This window comes from Sorangium sp. So ce327, assembly GCF_051530205.1.
In the GTDB taxonomy this organism is placed as follows: domain Bacteria; phylum Myxococcota_A; class Polyangia; order Polyangiales; family Polyangiaceae; genus Sorangium; species Sorangium cellulosum_B.
In genome coordinates, this window is sequence record NZ_CP150330.1 from 9,493,650 (window position 1) to 9,508,086 (window position 14,437).

12 protein-coding genes are annotated in these 14,437 nt (G+C 73.4%); 5 read left to right on the forward strand and 7 right to left on the reverse strand.

Annotation, left to right across the window (positions count from 1 at the left end; all coding sequences use genetic code 11):
* Positions 1-191 precede the first annotated feature (191 nt).
* From WME95_RS35595 to WME95_RS35605, 3 genes are all read left to right on the forward strand, one after another.
* Positions 192-671 carry a hemerythrin domain-containing protein gene (locus WME95_RS35595; RefSeq protein WP_437740826.1) on the forward strand — a complete coding sequence of 160 codons (480 nt, stop codon included), beginning with the start codon at positions 192-194 and terminating at the stop codon, positions 669-671.
* 455 nt (positions 672-1,126) lie between these two features.
* A complete protein-coding gene (locus tag WME95_RS35600; RefSeq protein ID WP_437903771.1) occupies positions 1,127-1,774 on the forward strand; it encodes a hypothetical protein in 648 nt (215 codons plus the stop codon).
* Positions 1,775-1,837: 63 nt separating this feature from the next.
* The gene (locus tag WME95_RS35605) at positions 1,838-3,442 is read left to right on the forward strand and encodes a S8 family peptidase (protein WP_437903772.1); all 1,605 of its coding nucleotides are present in this window, start codon (positions 1,838-1,840) and stop codon (positions 3,440-3,442) included.
* An 8-nt stretch (positions 3,443-3,450) separates the two neighbouring features.
* On the opposite strand, the gene WME95_RS35610 is transcribed toward WME95_RS35605, so the two are convergent.
* The 6 genes from WME95_RS35610 to WME95_RS35635 form a co-directional block, all read right to left on the reverse strand.
* Positions 3,451-3,876 carry an STAS/SEC14 domain-containing protein gene (locus WME95_RS35610; protein WP_437903773.1) on the reverse strand — a complete coding sequence of 142 codons (426 nt, stop codon included), beginning with the start codon at positions 3,874-3,876 and terminating at the stop codon, positions 3,451-3,453.
* A gap of 161 nt (positions 3,877-4,037) precedes the next feature.
* Complete coding sequence (locus tag WME95_RS35615; protein ID WP_437903774.1) at positions 4,038-4,457, reverse strand: STAS/SEC14 domain-containing protein; 420 nt, start codon at positions 4,455-4,457, stop codon at positions 4,038-4,040.
* An 85-nt stretch (positions 4,458-4,542) separates the two neighbouring features.
* A complete protein-coding gene (locus tag WME95_RS35620; RefSeq protein ID WP_437903775.1) occupies positions 4,543-4,968 on the reverse strand; it encodes an STAS/SEC14 domain-containing protein in 426 nt (141 codons plus the stop codon).
* Between the two features lie 135 nt (positions 4,969-5,103).
* Positions 5,104-6,756: an MXAN_6640 family putative metalloprotease gene (locus tag WME95_RS35625; protein WP_437903776.1), complete on the reverse strand. Its 1,653-nt coding sequence runs from the start codon at positions 6,754-6,756 to the stop codon at positions 5,104-5,106.
* The gene (locus WME95_RS35630) at positions 6,753-7,538 is read right to left on the reverse strand and encodes an HmuY family protein (protein ID WP_437903777.1); all 786 of its coding nucleotides are present in this window, start codon (positions 7,536-7,538) and stop codon (positions 6,753-6,755) included. Before WME95_RS35630 ends, WME95_RS35625 begins: the two co-directional genes overlap by 4 nt.
* Before the next feature lie 39 nt (positions 7,539-7,577).
* Positions 7,578-9,356, reverse strand: coding sequence for a hypothetical protein (locus WME95_RS35635; protein WP_437903778.1), 1,779 nt, complete (start codon positions 9,354-9,356; stop codon positions 7,578-7,580).
* A gap of 244 nt (positions 9,357-9,600) precedes the next feature.
* On the opposite strand from WME95_RS35635, the gene WME95_RS35640 reads away from it, so the two are divergent.
* A complete protein-coding gene (locus WME95_RS35640) occupies positions 9,601-11,181 on the forward strand; it encodes an ATP-binding protein (RefSeq protein ID WP_437903779.1) in 1,581 nt (526 codons plus the stop codon).
* Positions 11,182-11,203: 22 nt separating this feature from the next.
* Here WME95_RS35640 and WME95_RS35645 read toward each other — a convergent pair whose 3' ends face one another.
* Entirely contained in the window at positions 11,204-11,986 is a 783-nt protein-coding gene (locus tag WME95_RS35645) for a Uma2 family endonuclease (RefSeq protein WP_437903780.1), read from the reverse strand.
* Positions 11,987-12,103: 117 nt separating this feature from the next.
* Between WME95_RS35645 and WME95_RS35650 the strand changes: the two genes are divergently transcribed.
* Positions 12,104-14,416 (forward strand): ArnT family glycosyltransferase, encoded by a 2,313-nt coding sequence (locus tag WME95_RS35650; RefSeq protein ID WP_437903781.1) that lies wholly within the window; start codon positions 12,104-12,106, stop codon positions 14,414-14,416.
* The last annotated feature ends 21 nt before the right edge of the window (positions 14,417-14,437 follow it).

The window sequence follows — 14,437 nt, forward strand, 5'->3', positions numbered from 1 at the left end:
CCTTGCGGGCGGCGGCGCGACATACCGCCATGATCGTCATCCCTCTTCGCTCGTCCCCCGCAGACGCGCCATGTCGCCGCCGCGCTGCGGATCCGACGCCACGAGGCAGCTGAATCCGTGAATCTCGATCTGGCGGGCTTTGCGTGTCTCTCCCGCTTGCTCGCCGGCGGTATACGCTCCATAGAGATCTCATGGACGCCATCGATCTCCTCGTACGCCACCACCGCGAGCTCGAGCAGCGATTCTCCGAGCTGAAGGAGGCCTCTTCCGTCACCGCGGCGCAGTTCTCCGCTGCCGCCGACCTCCTCGCCACCCACATCACGATCGAAGAGCAGGACTTCTACCCGGCGGTCCGGGCTCGCCGCACCGAGGATATCCTCCTCGAGTCGCTGGAGGAGCACCTGTCCATCAAGCGCGTGCTGGCCGATCTCGTGGCCCTCGACGCCGCGGACGAGACGTTCGGGGCCAAGCTCCATGTGCTCGCCGAGCAGCTCGAGCACCACCACAAGGAGGAGGAAGAGCACCTGTTCCCCAAGGTCAGGAAGCTCCTTGACGACGGCGCGCGCGAAGCGCTCGGGCAGCAGATGGACGCGAGGATGCGCGCGCTGCAGCAGGGGGAGCCCCGCAGGCTCGTCCTGGGCCAGACCGACGCCGCAGCGCCCCTCCCCTGAACCATGAGCTGCCTCTCCAGCCCCCTCTCCCCGGGGCCGTGAGCGCCCGGACACGCAGTCCAGAGACGACTGTTAGAACTGTTAGAACTGTTAGAACTGTTAGAACTGTTAGAAACGATACCCTCACGCAACACGCGCGTGCTGAAGCGGGACGTAAAAACCTGAGCTGCACCCGCGCGCCAGCGCCACCGCCACCGCCACCATACAACTCAGCGAAACCTGAGAAATTCGTCGGAGCGAATGCGATTTTTCTAGTCGGAGTTCCCCTACGGTCGTTATTCTAGACTGCTGCGAGTCTCGTGGCAGGGGTCCGGAATGGCCGCGGGAAGAGAGCATGCTGCGAAGGAGCCGATGGACAGGGCCTGATGCCGTACGCCAGCGGCTCGGCGCAGCGGGCGCTGTCCGGCGCGCGAGCGATGTCCAACGCTCACCGGGGGATCTTCGACGGAGGTAGGATGACAGCTCGACCTGTACTCTCGATTGACACATCCTTCGACCCGGACAGCGCGTGGTTCGCGGCTGGACGCACGCAGCTCTACGGGCGTATGGGAGAGCAGTTCTCCATCGTACCGTTCGGACGCGCCAGCGCGGAGCGGAGGCGGATACTCCGCCAGATCGCGCGCGCCGAAAGCACCGGCAATCCATTCCGGGCGATCGTCGTGTCGTCCCACGGCAAGACGAGCTGCGTTGTGGACGACGAGTCGCCCGACGGCATCCTGCTGTCGCACGAGAGCCCGGCGCAGGAGATCGAGCTCTGGGCGCGCAATCGCGTGCTGTATTTCTGCTGCGGCGAGACCGCGAACGGCCCGCTGTTCGACAGGCTCCTCGACGCGGGAGCGCGGGCGGTTGTCGGCTTCACGGGGAGGCTCGGCGCCACGACCGTCGACGGCAAGTTCTTCTGGCGGCTGCTCGATCACGAGCTGGTGACCTGCGCGCTGCACGACCAGCAGGTGCCGGGCTTCGAGAGGGCGCGGCAGCAGTTCCTGGAGCGCGTCACGCTGCGTCTCACGTCGCTCCCCGACGACGGAGCGGTGCGGGACGAGCTCTCGAAGATGAGGGACCTGCTCGTGGCGATGGTGATCAGGGGCCCGGGGAAGGGCTAGCCCCAGCGCGGCGCGCTCTCCGGTAGACCGAGCGCCGCGCGGTCCGGTAGATCCAGGAGAGCCATGAGACGCAAGCCGACCGCGGTGCTCTCCTCGGCGGCGCTCCTCCTTGCCGCCATGGCGAGCGACGGCCTCGCCAGCCCGCGCGCGGCCGTGCACGAGGAGCGCGAGGAGGCGGAGGAAGCGAGCGACGCATGGTTCATGGACGGCGGGCGCCACGTCGCCGTCGAGCGGCTCGGTCCGGCCGCGCTGGGCGCGTCCTCGACGCCGCGCGCGCTCGCGCCGGTGCGGCTCCGCTATCCAGGCGGCCGGACGGTCGAGGCGAGCGTCGGCGCGACCGCTATCGTGGAGGTCGAGCCCGGCGCGCTGGACGCGCTCGGCGCCGCTGGCGTGGAGCTGGTGAGGCCGCTGATGCCCTCGATCGGGCTGTGGCTCGTCAGGGACGCAGGCGGCGGCGACGGCCTCGACCTCGCCCAGCGCCTCCAGGGCGCGGCGCGGCCGGCCTTCGTACGCGAGGCGATCCCGGACCTCCACGTGCGCCTCAAGGCGCACGGCGCGCCGTTCGCGCCGGACGATCCGCGGCTGCCCGATCAGTGGTACTTCGACGACCTCCGGATGCAGGAGGCCTGGGGGCGCACGCAGGGAGAGGCGGCCACGTCCATCGTCGTCATCGACACCGGCTGCGACCTCGATCACCCCGACCTCGCCGCGAAGATGGATCCAGGGCTGGACGTCATCGACGACGACGACGACCCCACCTACCAGCCGGGCGAGCAGAGCGTGAACCACGGGACGGCCTGCGCGGGCCTGATCGCCGCCGACACCAACAACGGCGTGGGCATCGCGGGCGGCTGCCCCGCCTGCAGGCTGCGGTGCGTGCGGCTGATCGACGACGAGCCGCGGCCGATCTCCGCCTCGGTCGACGCCTTCGAGTTCGCCCTGCAGGTGAACGCCGCCGTCGTGTCGAACAGCTGGGGGTACGCCGACCCGATGCCCGTCCCCAGGGTGGTCGAGGCCGCGATCAACCGCCTGTTCGACGCCGGGCGCAACGGGAAGGGGGCGCTCGTCCTGTTCGCCGCCGGCAACGACGACCGGGAGATCCTCGACGACGAGCTCCAGGCCGTGCGGGGCGTCCTTACCGTGGGCGCCGTCAACCACCTGGAAGACGCGACGCCGTACACGAACCGCGGGAGATCCATCGATCTCGTCGCGCCCACGGGGACGCTGAGCACCGATATCGCCGGGAGCGAGGGGGACGACGCGAGCGACTACACCTCGCGGTTCGGCGGCACCTCGTCGGCGTGCCCTGTCGCCGCCGGCGTCGCGGGGCTGCTGGTGAGCGCCGCGCCCGAGCGGACGGCGGGCGAGCTCTACGACGTCATGATCCGGACGGCGCGGCTGGCGCCCTACGCGATCCCCGACGAGAGCGGGCACGATCCCCTCTTCGGGCACGGGATCATCGACCCTGTCGCGGCGCTCACGGAGGTGCTCGGGGACGAGCCGCCGCCGCTCTCGGGAGGCGGCGAGGGCGCCGGCGACCAGCGCGCCGGCTGCGCGTGCGCTTCGGCCGGCGCGGGCTCAGGCGAGCGGCGAGGCCTCGCGGCGGCGGCGCTCCTCGGCCTGGCCGCGGCGGCGCGCCGGCGCGGCGCGGCCCGCGCGCGCCGCTGAAGGGGACGTCACGCTCCAGGCCGCCGCCCGGCCCGGAGCGCGTCCCGCCGGGCGAGCAGCCACGCGCGCGCCTCGCCCTCCGTCTCGAAGAACTCGATTGGGTAGGATTGCCTCGTCAGGAGCTGCACGCTCTTCGCGGCGAGCGTGGAGACGACACGCACGGCGAAGCTCGCGCCGAACAGCGCGATCGCGTCGAAGCGCACGCCGCGGAGCTCGTCCGCCATCACCTTGCGCGCCGACGCCGAGATGGTCCCGGTGCGGCGCGCATCGGAGAGCACGAGGACCGCGCGGCCGCTCTCCGACAGGCGCCTGCACGCGGCGGCGATCGCGCGCGCCGTGTCGTCCGAGATGTCGCCCACGATGGCGGTGCACAGGATCCCCTCGGCGTCCTCGCGGAGGGCCCGGCTTGCGTCGTCGATGCGGGGGTCGCTCATGGCGTTGCACGGTAGCTCGTTTGCGCGGCGGTACGACGTTCGCTCGATCACGGCCGCCACCCGCGCGACGAGGGGCGAAGCGGCCGATCGAGCGCGTGGGTCGCGGCTCGGGGCCCCGCATGCGCCGGGTCGCCCGCGCGCCGCGGAGGGTGACGTCACGCCTACATCCGCCGCCCGGCCCGGAGCGCTCCCCGCTGCTTGAGGAGCCACGCGCGCGCTTCGGCTTCCGTCTCGAAGAACACGAGCAAGGGGAACCGCTTCGTGAGGAGGTTGATGCTCTTCACGATGAGCGTCGCCATGACGCGGATATGGAAGCCCGCTCCGAAGACCGCGATCCCGTCGAGGCGCGCCGAGCGCAGCCCATCCAGGTACACCTTCCGCGCCGCCGGCGCGACCGCCCCGCAGCGACGCGCGTCGGCGAGCACCAGGACCTCGCGGCCGCCGTCCGTCAGGCGCTGGAAGGCGTCCACGAGCGCGCGCGCGTTGTCCTCCAGGACATCGCCGTCGGTCGCGATGACCAGGAGGCCATCGGGCTCCTCCCGGAGCTCGAAGCGCGCGCCCGCCGGACGGGGATCGCTCATGCCAGGCATGGTAGCCCATCCCCGCGACACGCGTCCCGCGCGCCGGCGCCGCGCCGATGGCGCGCGCCTCGGAGCGCGACGGGCGTCATGCGCCCTGCCGCTGCGCGGCCCGGAGCGCGTCTCGCTGGGCGAGCAGCCACGCGCGCGCGTCGCCCTCCGTGTCGAAGAACGCCATCGGATAGACCTCGCCCGTGAAGAATTGCACGCTCCTCGAGGCGAGCGTGGTCACGACGCGCAGGGAGAAGCTCGCCCCGAAGACCGCGACCCCGCTGAAGCGCACGCCGCGCAGCTCTTCCGCCAGCGCGCTGCGCGCCGCCGCCGTCAGGGTCCCGACGCGGCGGGCGTCGGAGAGCACGAAGACCTCGCGACCGCTCTCCGACACGCGCCGGAACACGGCGCAGAGAGAGCGCGCGATCTCTTCCGAGATATCGCCCTCGATGGCGAAACAAAGAATGCCGTCGGCGTCCTCGCGGAGGAAAGGGCATGCGTCCTCGGAACGGGGCTCGCTCATCTCCCGCAGGCTAGCGCATCCGGCTCACGGCACGACGAGCGCTCGCGGGGCCGGCGCGGGAGAGCGCTCGCCGGGTGACGCGCCTCACCGAGCGCCGCCGCCGCCGAGCGCGTCGCCCGGCGCGTGAGCCCCCGCTCAGCGCCTGCGCCTGCGCGCGGCCAGCGCGAGCAGCGAGGCGCCCAGCGCGCAGCCGAAGGACGCGGCGGAGCTCGCTGCCGCGGCGGCCGGCGCCACGAGACGGCAGCCGCACCCGCCGTCGTCGACGCCGCCCGCTGCGCCCTCGGCGGGCGCCTCGCCGCCGGCGCCGCCGCCGCCATCGCCGCCGGTGCCCTCCGCGGCGGCCCGGCACGCGACGACCTCGTCCGGCGTGCCGATGCACAGCGTGGGCTTGCGCGATTCGCCTTCTTGCAGGCCGTTCACCACGATGACGGCGAGGTCATCGGCGCCCGCCGTATCGACGAGCGGCGCGCCGGAGGCGACGTCGCCGGCGCGCACGACCTCGCCGTACACGCGGCCGCGCCGCGCCGCGAGCAGCAGCGCGAGGCCGGAGAGCTCTGCCGGATCGTCCGCGGGCGCCGCGAGCGCGGCCGTCATGGTCGCGCGCCCGGCGGGGGAGACGCTGAAGTACTGCGCCGACGCGTGGAAGACGCGCAGCCCGTCCGCGTAGGGCGCGGCGACCTCCTCCGGGGCGAGCCCGCGGTAGCCGGACCCGGCGGCGTAGGAGCGCCCGGGATCCGCGGCCGATCCGGTGAGCAGGTTCCAGGCGGCGAACTCCACGAACGCCTCGGCGAACGTCGTCTGCGCCCGCGACGAGAGCAAGGGGTCGAGCTGCTCGAACCACACCGGATCCGCCTCGCCGTTCGCGCCGTCCTCGAGGCGCTCCCAGAGCGCGCGGACCGTGCCGTCTCCGAAGCGCTCCTCGAGGAACTGGAAGAAGAGCGCGCTCCCGTAGCTGAAGGGGTCCACAGGGCCGGTGAAGGGCACGTCGAGCGACCGATCCGTGTTCGCGAGGTAGCCGTCGACGAAGCCCTCGAAGTCCTTCAGCGAAGGGTCGAACGACTCGGTCGCCCAGACCGCGGTCCCCTCCGTGATCAGCGTGTCCTGGCCGTGGTGGTAGCCCGCCTGCACCGCGTGGAAGAGCTCGTGGCTCCCGAGGATCCGGTTCGCCGTCAGCGTCGACGGATAACCGTAGCCGCTGTAGTCGTTCTCCTGGGTCATGAAGCCGGCGCAGCGGTCCCCGGCGTCCTCGGCGCAGGCGTCGACGCGGAACACCCCGTCGCCGACGCCGGCGAAGTCGACGAGGTAGACGTCGAAGCGGCCGTCGCCGCCGTTGTCGGGCAGGTCCTCGTCGCTCCTCGGCGGCCGGAAGCCGAGGACGTCTCGGTAGTGGGTGATGACCTCGTCGTAGACGGCGGCGACCTCCTCGACGAAGTCGGGGACGCCCGTCGCGTCGCCGTCCTCGGCGGGCACCGCGCAGCGCCCCTCGCGCGCGAAATGGACGAGGAAGCTCCCGGACGCCGACGCGAAGGTCTCGACGACGTCGTCCGGATCGAACCGGAACTGGAGGCTCGTGCCGCGCGAGTCGGGCCGATCGAGCGGCGCCGCGGCGGGCCCGTCGAGCGGCGCCGCGGCCGTGTCGTCCGCGCCGCAGCCGGCGAGCGCCGGCGCGAGCGAGGCCGCGAGCGTGGGCGCGAGCCAGGCCGCCGCGCGGCCCAGGCGGCGCCACGGGGCCGCGGCGCGGGCCAGGCCGCCGCGCCGCGCGAGCGCCGCGCCGGCGGTCCGCGTCACGGCAGGAACGCCCACCGGATCTGGAAGTTGGCGGAGCCGGTGTCCTCCATCGGGACCATCCCGGTCTCCTGGCACTGCGCCTGCGTCTGCTCGTTGTAGAAGTGCGTGACGGTCAGCTTGAGGCTCCGGCCGTCGGCGAGCTGGAGCACGTAAACGAGGCCGGTCATCTTCACGCAGCCGGGGTAGGTCCAGTAGCCGGAGAGCGCCGTCGCCGGGGAGTCCAGCCCGGAGCCGTCGGGGATGAGCTCGCAGCTCTCGGTGAAATACTCGTCGCTGCGGAGCCTCGGCTCGCCGGGCGCCTCGGTGATCCCATCGTAGTCGGGGGTGCCCGGGAGCCGCGCCGCCGTGACGCAGGACGGCCCGGAGTGGCCGCTGTTGATGCGCACGATGTAGCGGCGGAAGGCGATGTCCCAGTCCATGGACTGGAGCGATGCCTCGTCGGAGATCTCGACCTTCTCGAGGCCGGCGTCCGTGAACCGGGCATAGACGTAGGCGTCGGGCTCGGAAGCGAAGGGGCCGCCCGCGGTGGCGTCGACGATGGAGCGGATGCCGGCGCCGTCCTGCTCGTTGACGATCTCCCCGGGCGCCACGGTGTCCTGGAGGTTCATCTGCTGGAAGACCTCGTCCTCGCAGGGCACCGGCGTGGGCTCCGAGCAGACGGGCCCGGCGGGGAGCCCGCCGCCCTCCGCGCCGCCAGGGTCGACGGGGTCCTCGGAGCCGCAGGCGCCCACGGCGAGGAGGGCGAGGCCGGCGGCGAGGGAAGACGCAGTCGAGGTGCGCATGGGCGACATGGTAACCCAAAGTCGGAGCCGGCGTGCCCGCTAGGGCGCGCCGCTGCGCCGGTAGAGCCACCAGTCTCCGACGTGGTCGACGGCGACGATGCTCGGGTCCTTCGCGAAGAGGTGAGTCGCCCCCGCCCGCCGGCGGACGAGGAACCAGTCGAAGAAGGCGCCGTGGCGGCGCACGTCGAATATCGAAGGCGTCCACTCCCACCGGAGCGGCGTGGGCGGCGGGACGACGGCGCCCGGCTCCTCGCGGGGCCTGTAGGCGACGGGCGAGGCATCCCAGACGGCGAAGTGGAAGCTGAGCCAGCCGCCTCGCGTGGCCTGCACCCAGGCGGGGAGATGGATGAACGGCGTCGTCGTCCGGGTCGAGCCGCCGTGATCGAAGACGAGGTAGAGCAGCCTCGGCGCCTGCGGGATGCGGGCGATGATGGCGTCGAAGTCCCGCGTGCTCTGGTCGAACCGGCGGTAGTTGTCGCGGGCCACGGCGCCGAGGGAGAGCGCGGCGGCCGACAGCGCGAGCACGGCCGGCACCTTGAGCCAGGGTGATCGCGGCAGGTCCGGGAAGGCGCCGAGGCCGAGGAACAGGGCGGCGACGATCTCGCGCGGGTAGACGTACCACCAGAGGCCGATCTGCAGCGGCAGGCTCAGGAACAGGCCCAGGAACACGATCGCGCAGGCGACCGGGACGAGGGCGGCGAGGCGCGCGAAGGACCACCGCGGCGCGTCCACCGCGGGCGAGGGCGCCGCGCCGGCGCCTGCGGGTGAGCACGCAGCATCGGCGCTGGCGCCGGCGCCTTCGGGTGAGCGCGCAGCATCGGCGCTGGCGCTGGCGCCTTCGGGTGAGCGCGCCGCATCGCCGCCGGCGCCGGCGAGGCGTGCGGCGGCGCCGGCGGCGCAGACGAGCAGCGCGGCGAGCACGAAGCGCGCTGCCCGGCCGGCCGCCGCCGCCTCGGCGGGGTCGGTGAAGCTCGTGAAGAGGAGCGACGGGACCTCGCCGAGCCGCTCCCAGTGGAGCGCGGGCGCGATGGGCGCCGCGTGGAGCGTGTCGGTCCGGACCACGAGCCACGTCGCGAAGAGGGCCAGCGAGGGCGCGAGCGGGAGCGCGATGGGGCGGAGCCGCCGCGTCGCCGGGAAGACGACGATCGCCGTGCCGACGACGGCGGCGAGCGCGAACGGGAAGCGGAAGATGTGCGTGAAGAACAGCGCGACGAGCGCGAGCGCGAGCGCGAGCTGCCGGCCGCGCGAGGGGCGATCGAGGAGCAGGAGCGTCAGGCCGACGACCATCGCGAAGAGGCCGAGCGCGCCCATGTGGTTGAGGAAGCCCCAGTGGGTGAGGTTGCACCAGACGAGGAGCAGGCCGAGGACGCCGAGGAGCGGGCTCCGCTTCAGGCCGTGGAAGAGGACGGCGAGGCCCGCGGGCAGGAGCGCGAGCATCGCCGCCGCCGCGACCTTCACCGCGGCCACGGGAGGGAGGACGAGCATCAGCAGGGCGCCGAGCGCGTACATGGACATGTACGGGACGGCGAGCGGCTGGAGCGTGAACTGCTCGCGGAAGTGCCACGCCGGGTCGAGGTAGTGCCTGAACGCCGCCGTCTCGGCCGCGTGGAACGGGAGATCGGTCATCGGCGGATAGCGGACGACCGCGAGCGGGACGGCGATCACATAGACGGACGCGGCGACGACGACGAGGGCGAGCGCCGCGCTGAGCGGCGCGCGGCGCGCGGCGCCCGCGCCGCGGCGGAGCAGGCCGGCGAGCGCGCGGCGCGCGGGAGCGGGCGCCGCCAGAGGCTCCGCCGGAGGGGACGGGGTACCCAAGGTGGCGGGAAGCTACCATCTCGGAACCGAGCCGAGACCTCGGATGCCCGCCGGGAGCGGTCACGATGTGCCGGCTCCCCCTCCCGAGGGGGGTTCGGTCGATCTGGAACCGACAATGGGGCCTCGGACGCCCGCTGGGAGAGGTCGCGATGTGCCGGCTCCACCTCGACGACGCCAGCGCCGCGAGGCCAACGCCGCCGCGCGGCCCTTGCGGCCACCCGGCTCCGGGACGCAAGCTGCGCGCATGGCACGCCGCTTCAACACGGCCGGCCCCTGCCGCCCCGATTTGCACTACATGATCCCGGCGGAACGGCGCCTGCCGGAGGCGCCTGGCCTCGTGGAGCAAGGCGCCTATTTCGTGGTCCACGCGCCACGGCAAACGGGGAAGACCACGGCGCTCCGCGCGCTCGCCGATCAGCTCACCGCCTCCGGTCGCTGGGCGGCGCTGCACTTCTCCTGCGAGGCGGGCGAGGCGGCGGGCGACGACTACGGCGCGGCCGAGCGGATCCTGCTCAGCTCGCTCCGGGCGCGCGCCGAGCTCACCCTTCCCCCCGCGCTGCATCCGCCTGCCTTCCCCGACGCCCCGGAGGGCAACCGCATCGATATCGCGCTGCGCGCCTGGGCCCGCGCCTGCCCGCGGCCGCTGGCGCTGCTCTTCGACGAGATCGACGCCCTGCGAGGCCAGAGCCTCCTCAGCGTGCTGCGCCAGCTGCGCGCCGGCTTTCCCGATCGCCCCGCCGACTTTCCCGCCGCCGTGGTGCTCTGCGGGCTGCGCGACGTGCGCGAGTACAAGGCGGCGAGCGGCGGCGACCCGAGCCGCCTCGGCACGGCCAGCCCGTTCAACGTCAAGCTCGAGTCGCTCAAGCTCGGCGATTTCGACCCTGACGAGGTGCGCGAGCTCTACGCCCAACACACGGCCGACACCGGCCAGGTCTTTGCTGAAGAAGCGGTCGGGCAGGCCATTGCGCTCACGGCCGGGCAGCCGTGGCTGGTCAACGCGCTCGCCCGCGAGATCGTGGAAAAGCTCGCGGTGCCCGCGAGCGAGCCGATCACCATCGCGCACGTCGAGACGGCCAAGGAGCGCCTCATCCTGGCGCGCGCCACCCACCTCGACTCGCTCGTCGCCCGCCTGCACGAGCCGCGCGTCCGGCGCGTGCTCGAGCCGATCCTCTCGGGCACCCTCGCGATCGTCGGCGACGCCTACCAGGACGATCTCCAGTACACCCGCGATCTCGGGCTCATCGCGCCGGACAACCCCGCGCGCATCGCGAACCCGATCTACCGTGAGGTCATCGCCCGCGTGCTCGCCGGCGACGTGGAGCCCGTCATCCTGGCCGAGCCGAGGAGCTTCGTGCTGCCCGACGGCCTGCTCGACGTCGCGCGCCTGCTCCGGGAGTTCGCCGCCTTCTGGAGGGAGCACGGCGAGGCGCTCTCCGGCAACCTCGGCTACCACGAGGTCGCGCCGCAGCTCGTGCTGATGGCCTTCCTGCAGCGGGTGGTGAACGGCGGCGGGCTGATCGAGCGGGAGTACGGCCTCGGCCGGGGGAGGATCGACCTCCTGATCCGGTGGCCCTACCGCGCGCCGGACGGGTCACGCGCCGTGCAGCGCGCGGCGCTGGAGCTCAAGGTCTGGCGCGAGGGAGAGAAGGATCCCACGCCGAAGGGGCTCGCGCAGCTCGACGGCTACCTCGCCCAGCTCGGCCTCGACGAGGGCGTGCTCGTGCTGTTCGACCGCCGCGCCGCCGCGGGGGACGTCGAGGCGCGCACGCGGATCGAGGAGGCCCGGACGCCGTCGGGCCGGCGGGTGACGCTGCTCCGGGCCTGAACGGCCGCGGGCCGCGCGAGGCTCACGGCGCCCCGGATCCCTTGCCCCTCACCCCCGCGGCGCTCGCGATCTGGGCCTCGAGCGCCGCCACGCGCTCCAGCGCAGCCTCCTTCGCCGCGCGCTCTGCCTCCTTCGCCGCGCGCTCTGCCTCCTTCGCCGCGCGCTCTGCCTCCGCGGCGGTCGGGAAGAGCTCCTCGCCCTCGGGCCCTGTGGCCAGCCGGAGGCGCGCCCCCTCGCCCGCGCCGATCACCCGCAGCCAGCAGCCGAGCACGCGCGCGTGGATCCGGTCGACGTTCGTCGTCTCCACCCGGACGAAGCCGCGCGTCTTCAGCCTCCGGTAGCGCTGCCATCGCACCCGATCGCGGCCCCGCTCCCAGTCGGGATCGAAGATCACGAGCTCCTTCACCCCGAGCTCCCGGTAGCGCTCGGGCGCGTCCACGTAGTCCTTGTAGGGCTCGTCGGACGAGACGACCTCGAGCGCGAAGCTCGGGGCGATGCCCGTCTCCCACACCTTCCAGCTCCGAACGCGCCGGCCCGGCGGCACGCCAGGGAGCACGTACACGTCCGGGGCCACGACCTTGGAAGGGTCGAACTGCCGATAATAGATGAACTGGTCCGCCCCCACGAACCTCGGCCGACCGAGCGCCTCGTACCAGCGCTCGATGAGAGGACGGAGGAGCTCCACGATCCACGTCTGAAGGGAGTCCTCCCCCATCTTCTTCTCCACGGGATAGAACGTCGGATCACGCTCCTTGCCGTCACGGTGCGCCCGCCGATGGACCTGCCTGTGCGCCTCGGTCGACATGCCCCATCCTACCCGACCGGGGGGCGCGCATCGACCCGCGCCGCAGCGGCGCGGCGCCCGCTCCTCGGCGCGCCTCCTGCCCGCGCGACGCCGCCGACGAGATAGGCTGCGCCCACGTTGCTGCCCCCGCGCCTCGCCCCCCATCCGACCGACCTGCGCGGCCTCCCCGCCGCGTCCCGCCGCGAGGCCCGCGCGGCGCTCGCCGTCACCGCGCTCGCCACGGCGTGGTTCGCGCTCGCGGCGGCGTGGGAGATGTTCGGACCCGTCCTCGCCGGACATTACGCGTCGTCGGCGAGCGTCGGGATCATCGCGGAGAACATGCTCCGCTGGAAGATCCCCGGGCCCGTGTGGGAGTACACAGCGAGCCGGCCGCCGCCCGGGATGTACTACTGCCACCACCCGTGGGGGATCTTCTGGACGACAGCCGCGTTCATGAAGGTCTTCGGGCGGCACGACGTCATCTGCCGCCTGCCCGCCATCCTGCTGAGCGCCGCGACGCCGCCCCTGCTCTACGCCCTCGGCCGGAGCGTCTACCGCCCCGCCGCAGGGGCCGCCGCGGCGGCGTCGTTCGTCGTCCTGCCGATCACGCTGTCGTTCGCGAACTTCAACGCGCTCGAGGTCCCGGTCATGGCCTGGACGCTGCTCGGGCTCTTCGGCTACGTCCGCCTGTTACAGACGTCCAGGCGCCGCTACCTCGCGGTGAGCGCGCTCGGGCTCGCGCTCGGGATGCACGCCGACTGGCCCGCGTTCGTGCTCACGGGCGGGCTGCTCGCGTTCGGCGCGATCCGGGCCTACGTGCTCCCGAGGCGCGTCTTCGGCCCGCTCCCCGAGCGGCGCTACGCCGCGTGGTGGGTGCTCACCGCCTCGATCACCGCGCTGACGGCCGCGCTCTACCTGGCCCTCTTCCAGCATGCCGGCAAGCTCGGCGACCTGCTGACGAGCTACGGGCTCCGCTCGTCGGGGAACGCCGAGCCGCTCGGCAAGGTGCTCGAGAGCCGGCGGTACTGGCTCGAGCTCTCGTTCACGCCGATCGCCATCGCCGCCGGAAAGCTCGCCGCGATCGTCTGCGCGGCGCGGCTCGCCCTGCTCCGGCGCGAGCACGACGCGCTGCCGCTGCTCTACCTCGCGACCGCGGCGGTGCAGTACGTCGTCTTCCGGCAAGGCGCCGACATCCACATCTTCTGGCCTCACTACTTCGCGGCCTACTTCGCCCTCGCCGCCGCCGCCCTCGTCGACACCGGCGCGGCGCTCCTGGAGCGCGCCGCCGCCGCGCGGCAGGCCGCCCGGGTCGCGACGCCGTCGGGCGGGCCGGCGCTCGACGCGCCGTCGGGCGGGCCGGCGCTCGCGGCGCTCGCGCTGTGGCTCGTGCCGCTCGCCGCCATCCTGCGCGACGGGCTCCCGGCGCTGCGTTATGCGCGCGAGACGGGCGGGCGCTTCAACGAGCGGGGGCACCTCATCGACTCCGACGGGGCGAAGACGGCGTTCCTTCGATGGCTCGCGCCGAGGCTGCCAGGGACGCCGGCCGACGCGCCCGTCGCGATGCACGAGGGCATGAAGGCCACCTGGGCCCAGGTCTGGGCGCTCGGCGGGCGCGTCGTGACGCCCAACCGACCCCCGCCGAAGGAAGCGCCGCCGCGCGGCGCCTACCTCGTGGACACGCGGTTCATGCTCGACCGGGATCAGGCGAGCCTCGCGCAGCGCTTCGACGTGACGGCGGTGGGCCCGTTCTGGGCGCTCGGCGCGGGCGACGGCGCGCGCACGCTCTCGGCAAGCGGCGCGAGCGGCATCGAGGCGTTCTCGTTCCGCGAGCGAGAGCCGGGGCTCCTCGCCTGGTACCTCGTCTCGGGCACCGAGCCCGAGCGGGAGATCGTGCCGGATCCGTTCCTCACGTGGGAGCTCCGCGCGCACTTCGGACAGCCGGCGGAGCCGCCGGCCGCGCCGCCGGAGACGCTGGAGCAGAAGCGGATCGCGCACAACATGGCGCTCGGCGCGGGCGACGGCGCGCGCGCGGCGGCGCTCTTCGCGGAGATCCGCGCCGCGCTCGCGCCGATCGGGGCGCGGTTCGACGACGGCACGGAGCTGCTCGGGACGACGTTCCACGAGGGCGCCAGCCCGCTCCTCACGATCTTCGTGCGCGCGGGGGGCCCGGCGGCGAGCGACGTGGTGCTCGCGGTGCGCTCCCGGGTCGTCGAGCGCGCCCCGCTGTCCACGACGATGGCGGACCCGGTCGTCCGCGAGGTCGGACCGCCGACCGCGATCTCGCCGCAGCGCTGGAGGACGGGCTTCCTCTATGCCGATCCGGTGCCGATCCGGAAGCGGCCAGGGACGGAGGTGTTCTGGGCGTCCATGACGGCGCGCGAGCGCGGCCGCGCGCCGAAGCGCGTGGATCGCGGCGGCGCGTCGGAGGTCGAGGTCCTGCGGCTGCGCTGAGCGAGCGCCGCTATCCCCGTG

Coding starts and splice junctions, on each gene's coding strand:
- WME95_RS35595 (WP_437740826.1), top strand. CDS start 192: ATGGACGCCATCGATCTCCTCGTACGCCACCACCGCGAGCTCGAGCAG.
- WME95_RS35600 (WP_437903771.1), top strand. CDS start 1,127: ATGACAGCTCGACCTGTACTCTCGATTGACACATCCTTCGACCCGGAC.
- WME95_RS35605 (WP_437903772.1), top strand. CDS start 1,838: ATGAGACGCAAGCCGACCGCGGTGCTCTCCTCGGCGGCGCTCCTCCTT.
- WME95_RS35610 (WP_437903773.1), bottom strand. CDS start 3,876: ATGAGCGACCCCCGCATCGACGACGCAAGCCGGGCCCTCCGCGAGGAC.
- WME95_RS35615 (WP_437903774.1), bottom strand. CDS start 4,457: ATGAGCGATCCCCGTCCGGCGGGCGCGCGCTTCGAGCTCCGGGAGGAG.
- WME95_RS35620 (WP_437903775.1), bottom strand. CDS start 4,968: ATGAGCGAGCCCCGTTCCGAGGACGCATGCCCTTTCCTCCGCGAGGAC.
- WME95_RS35630 (WP_437903777.1), bottom strand. CDS start 7,538: ATGCGCACCTCGACTGCGTCTTCCCTCGCCGCCGGCCTCGCCCTCCTC.
- WME95_RS35640 (WP_437903779.1), top strand. CDS start 9,601: ATGGCACGCCGCTTCAACACGGCCGGCCCCTGCCGCCCCGATTTGCAC.
- WME95_RS35645 (WP_437903780.1), bottom strand. CDS start 11,986: ATGTCGACCGAGGCGCACAGGCAGGTCCATCGGCGGGCGCACCGTGAC.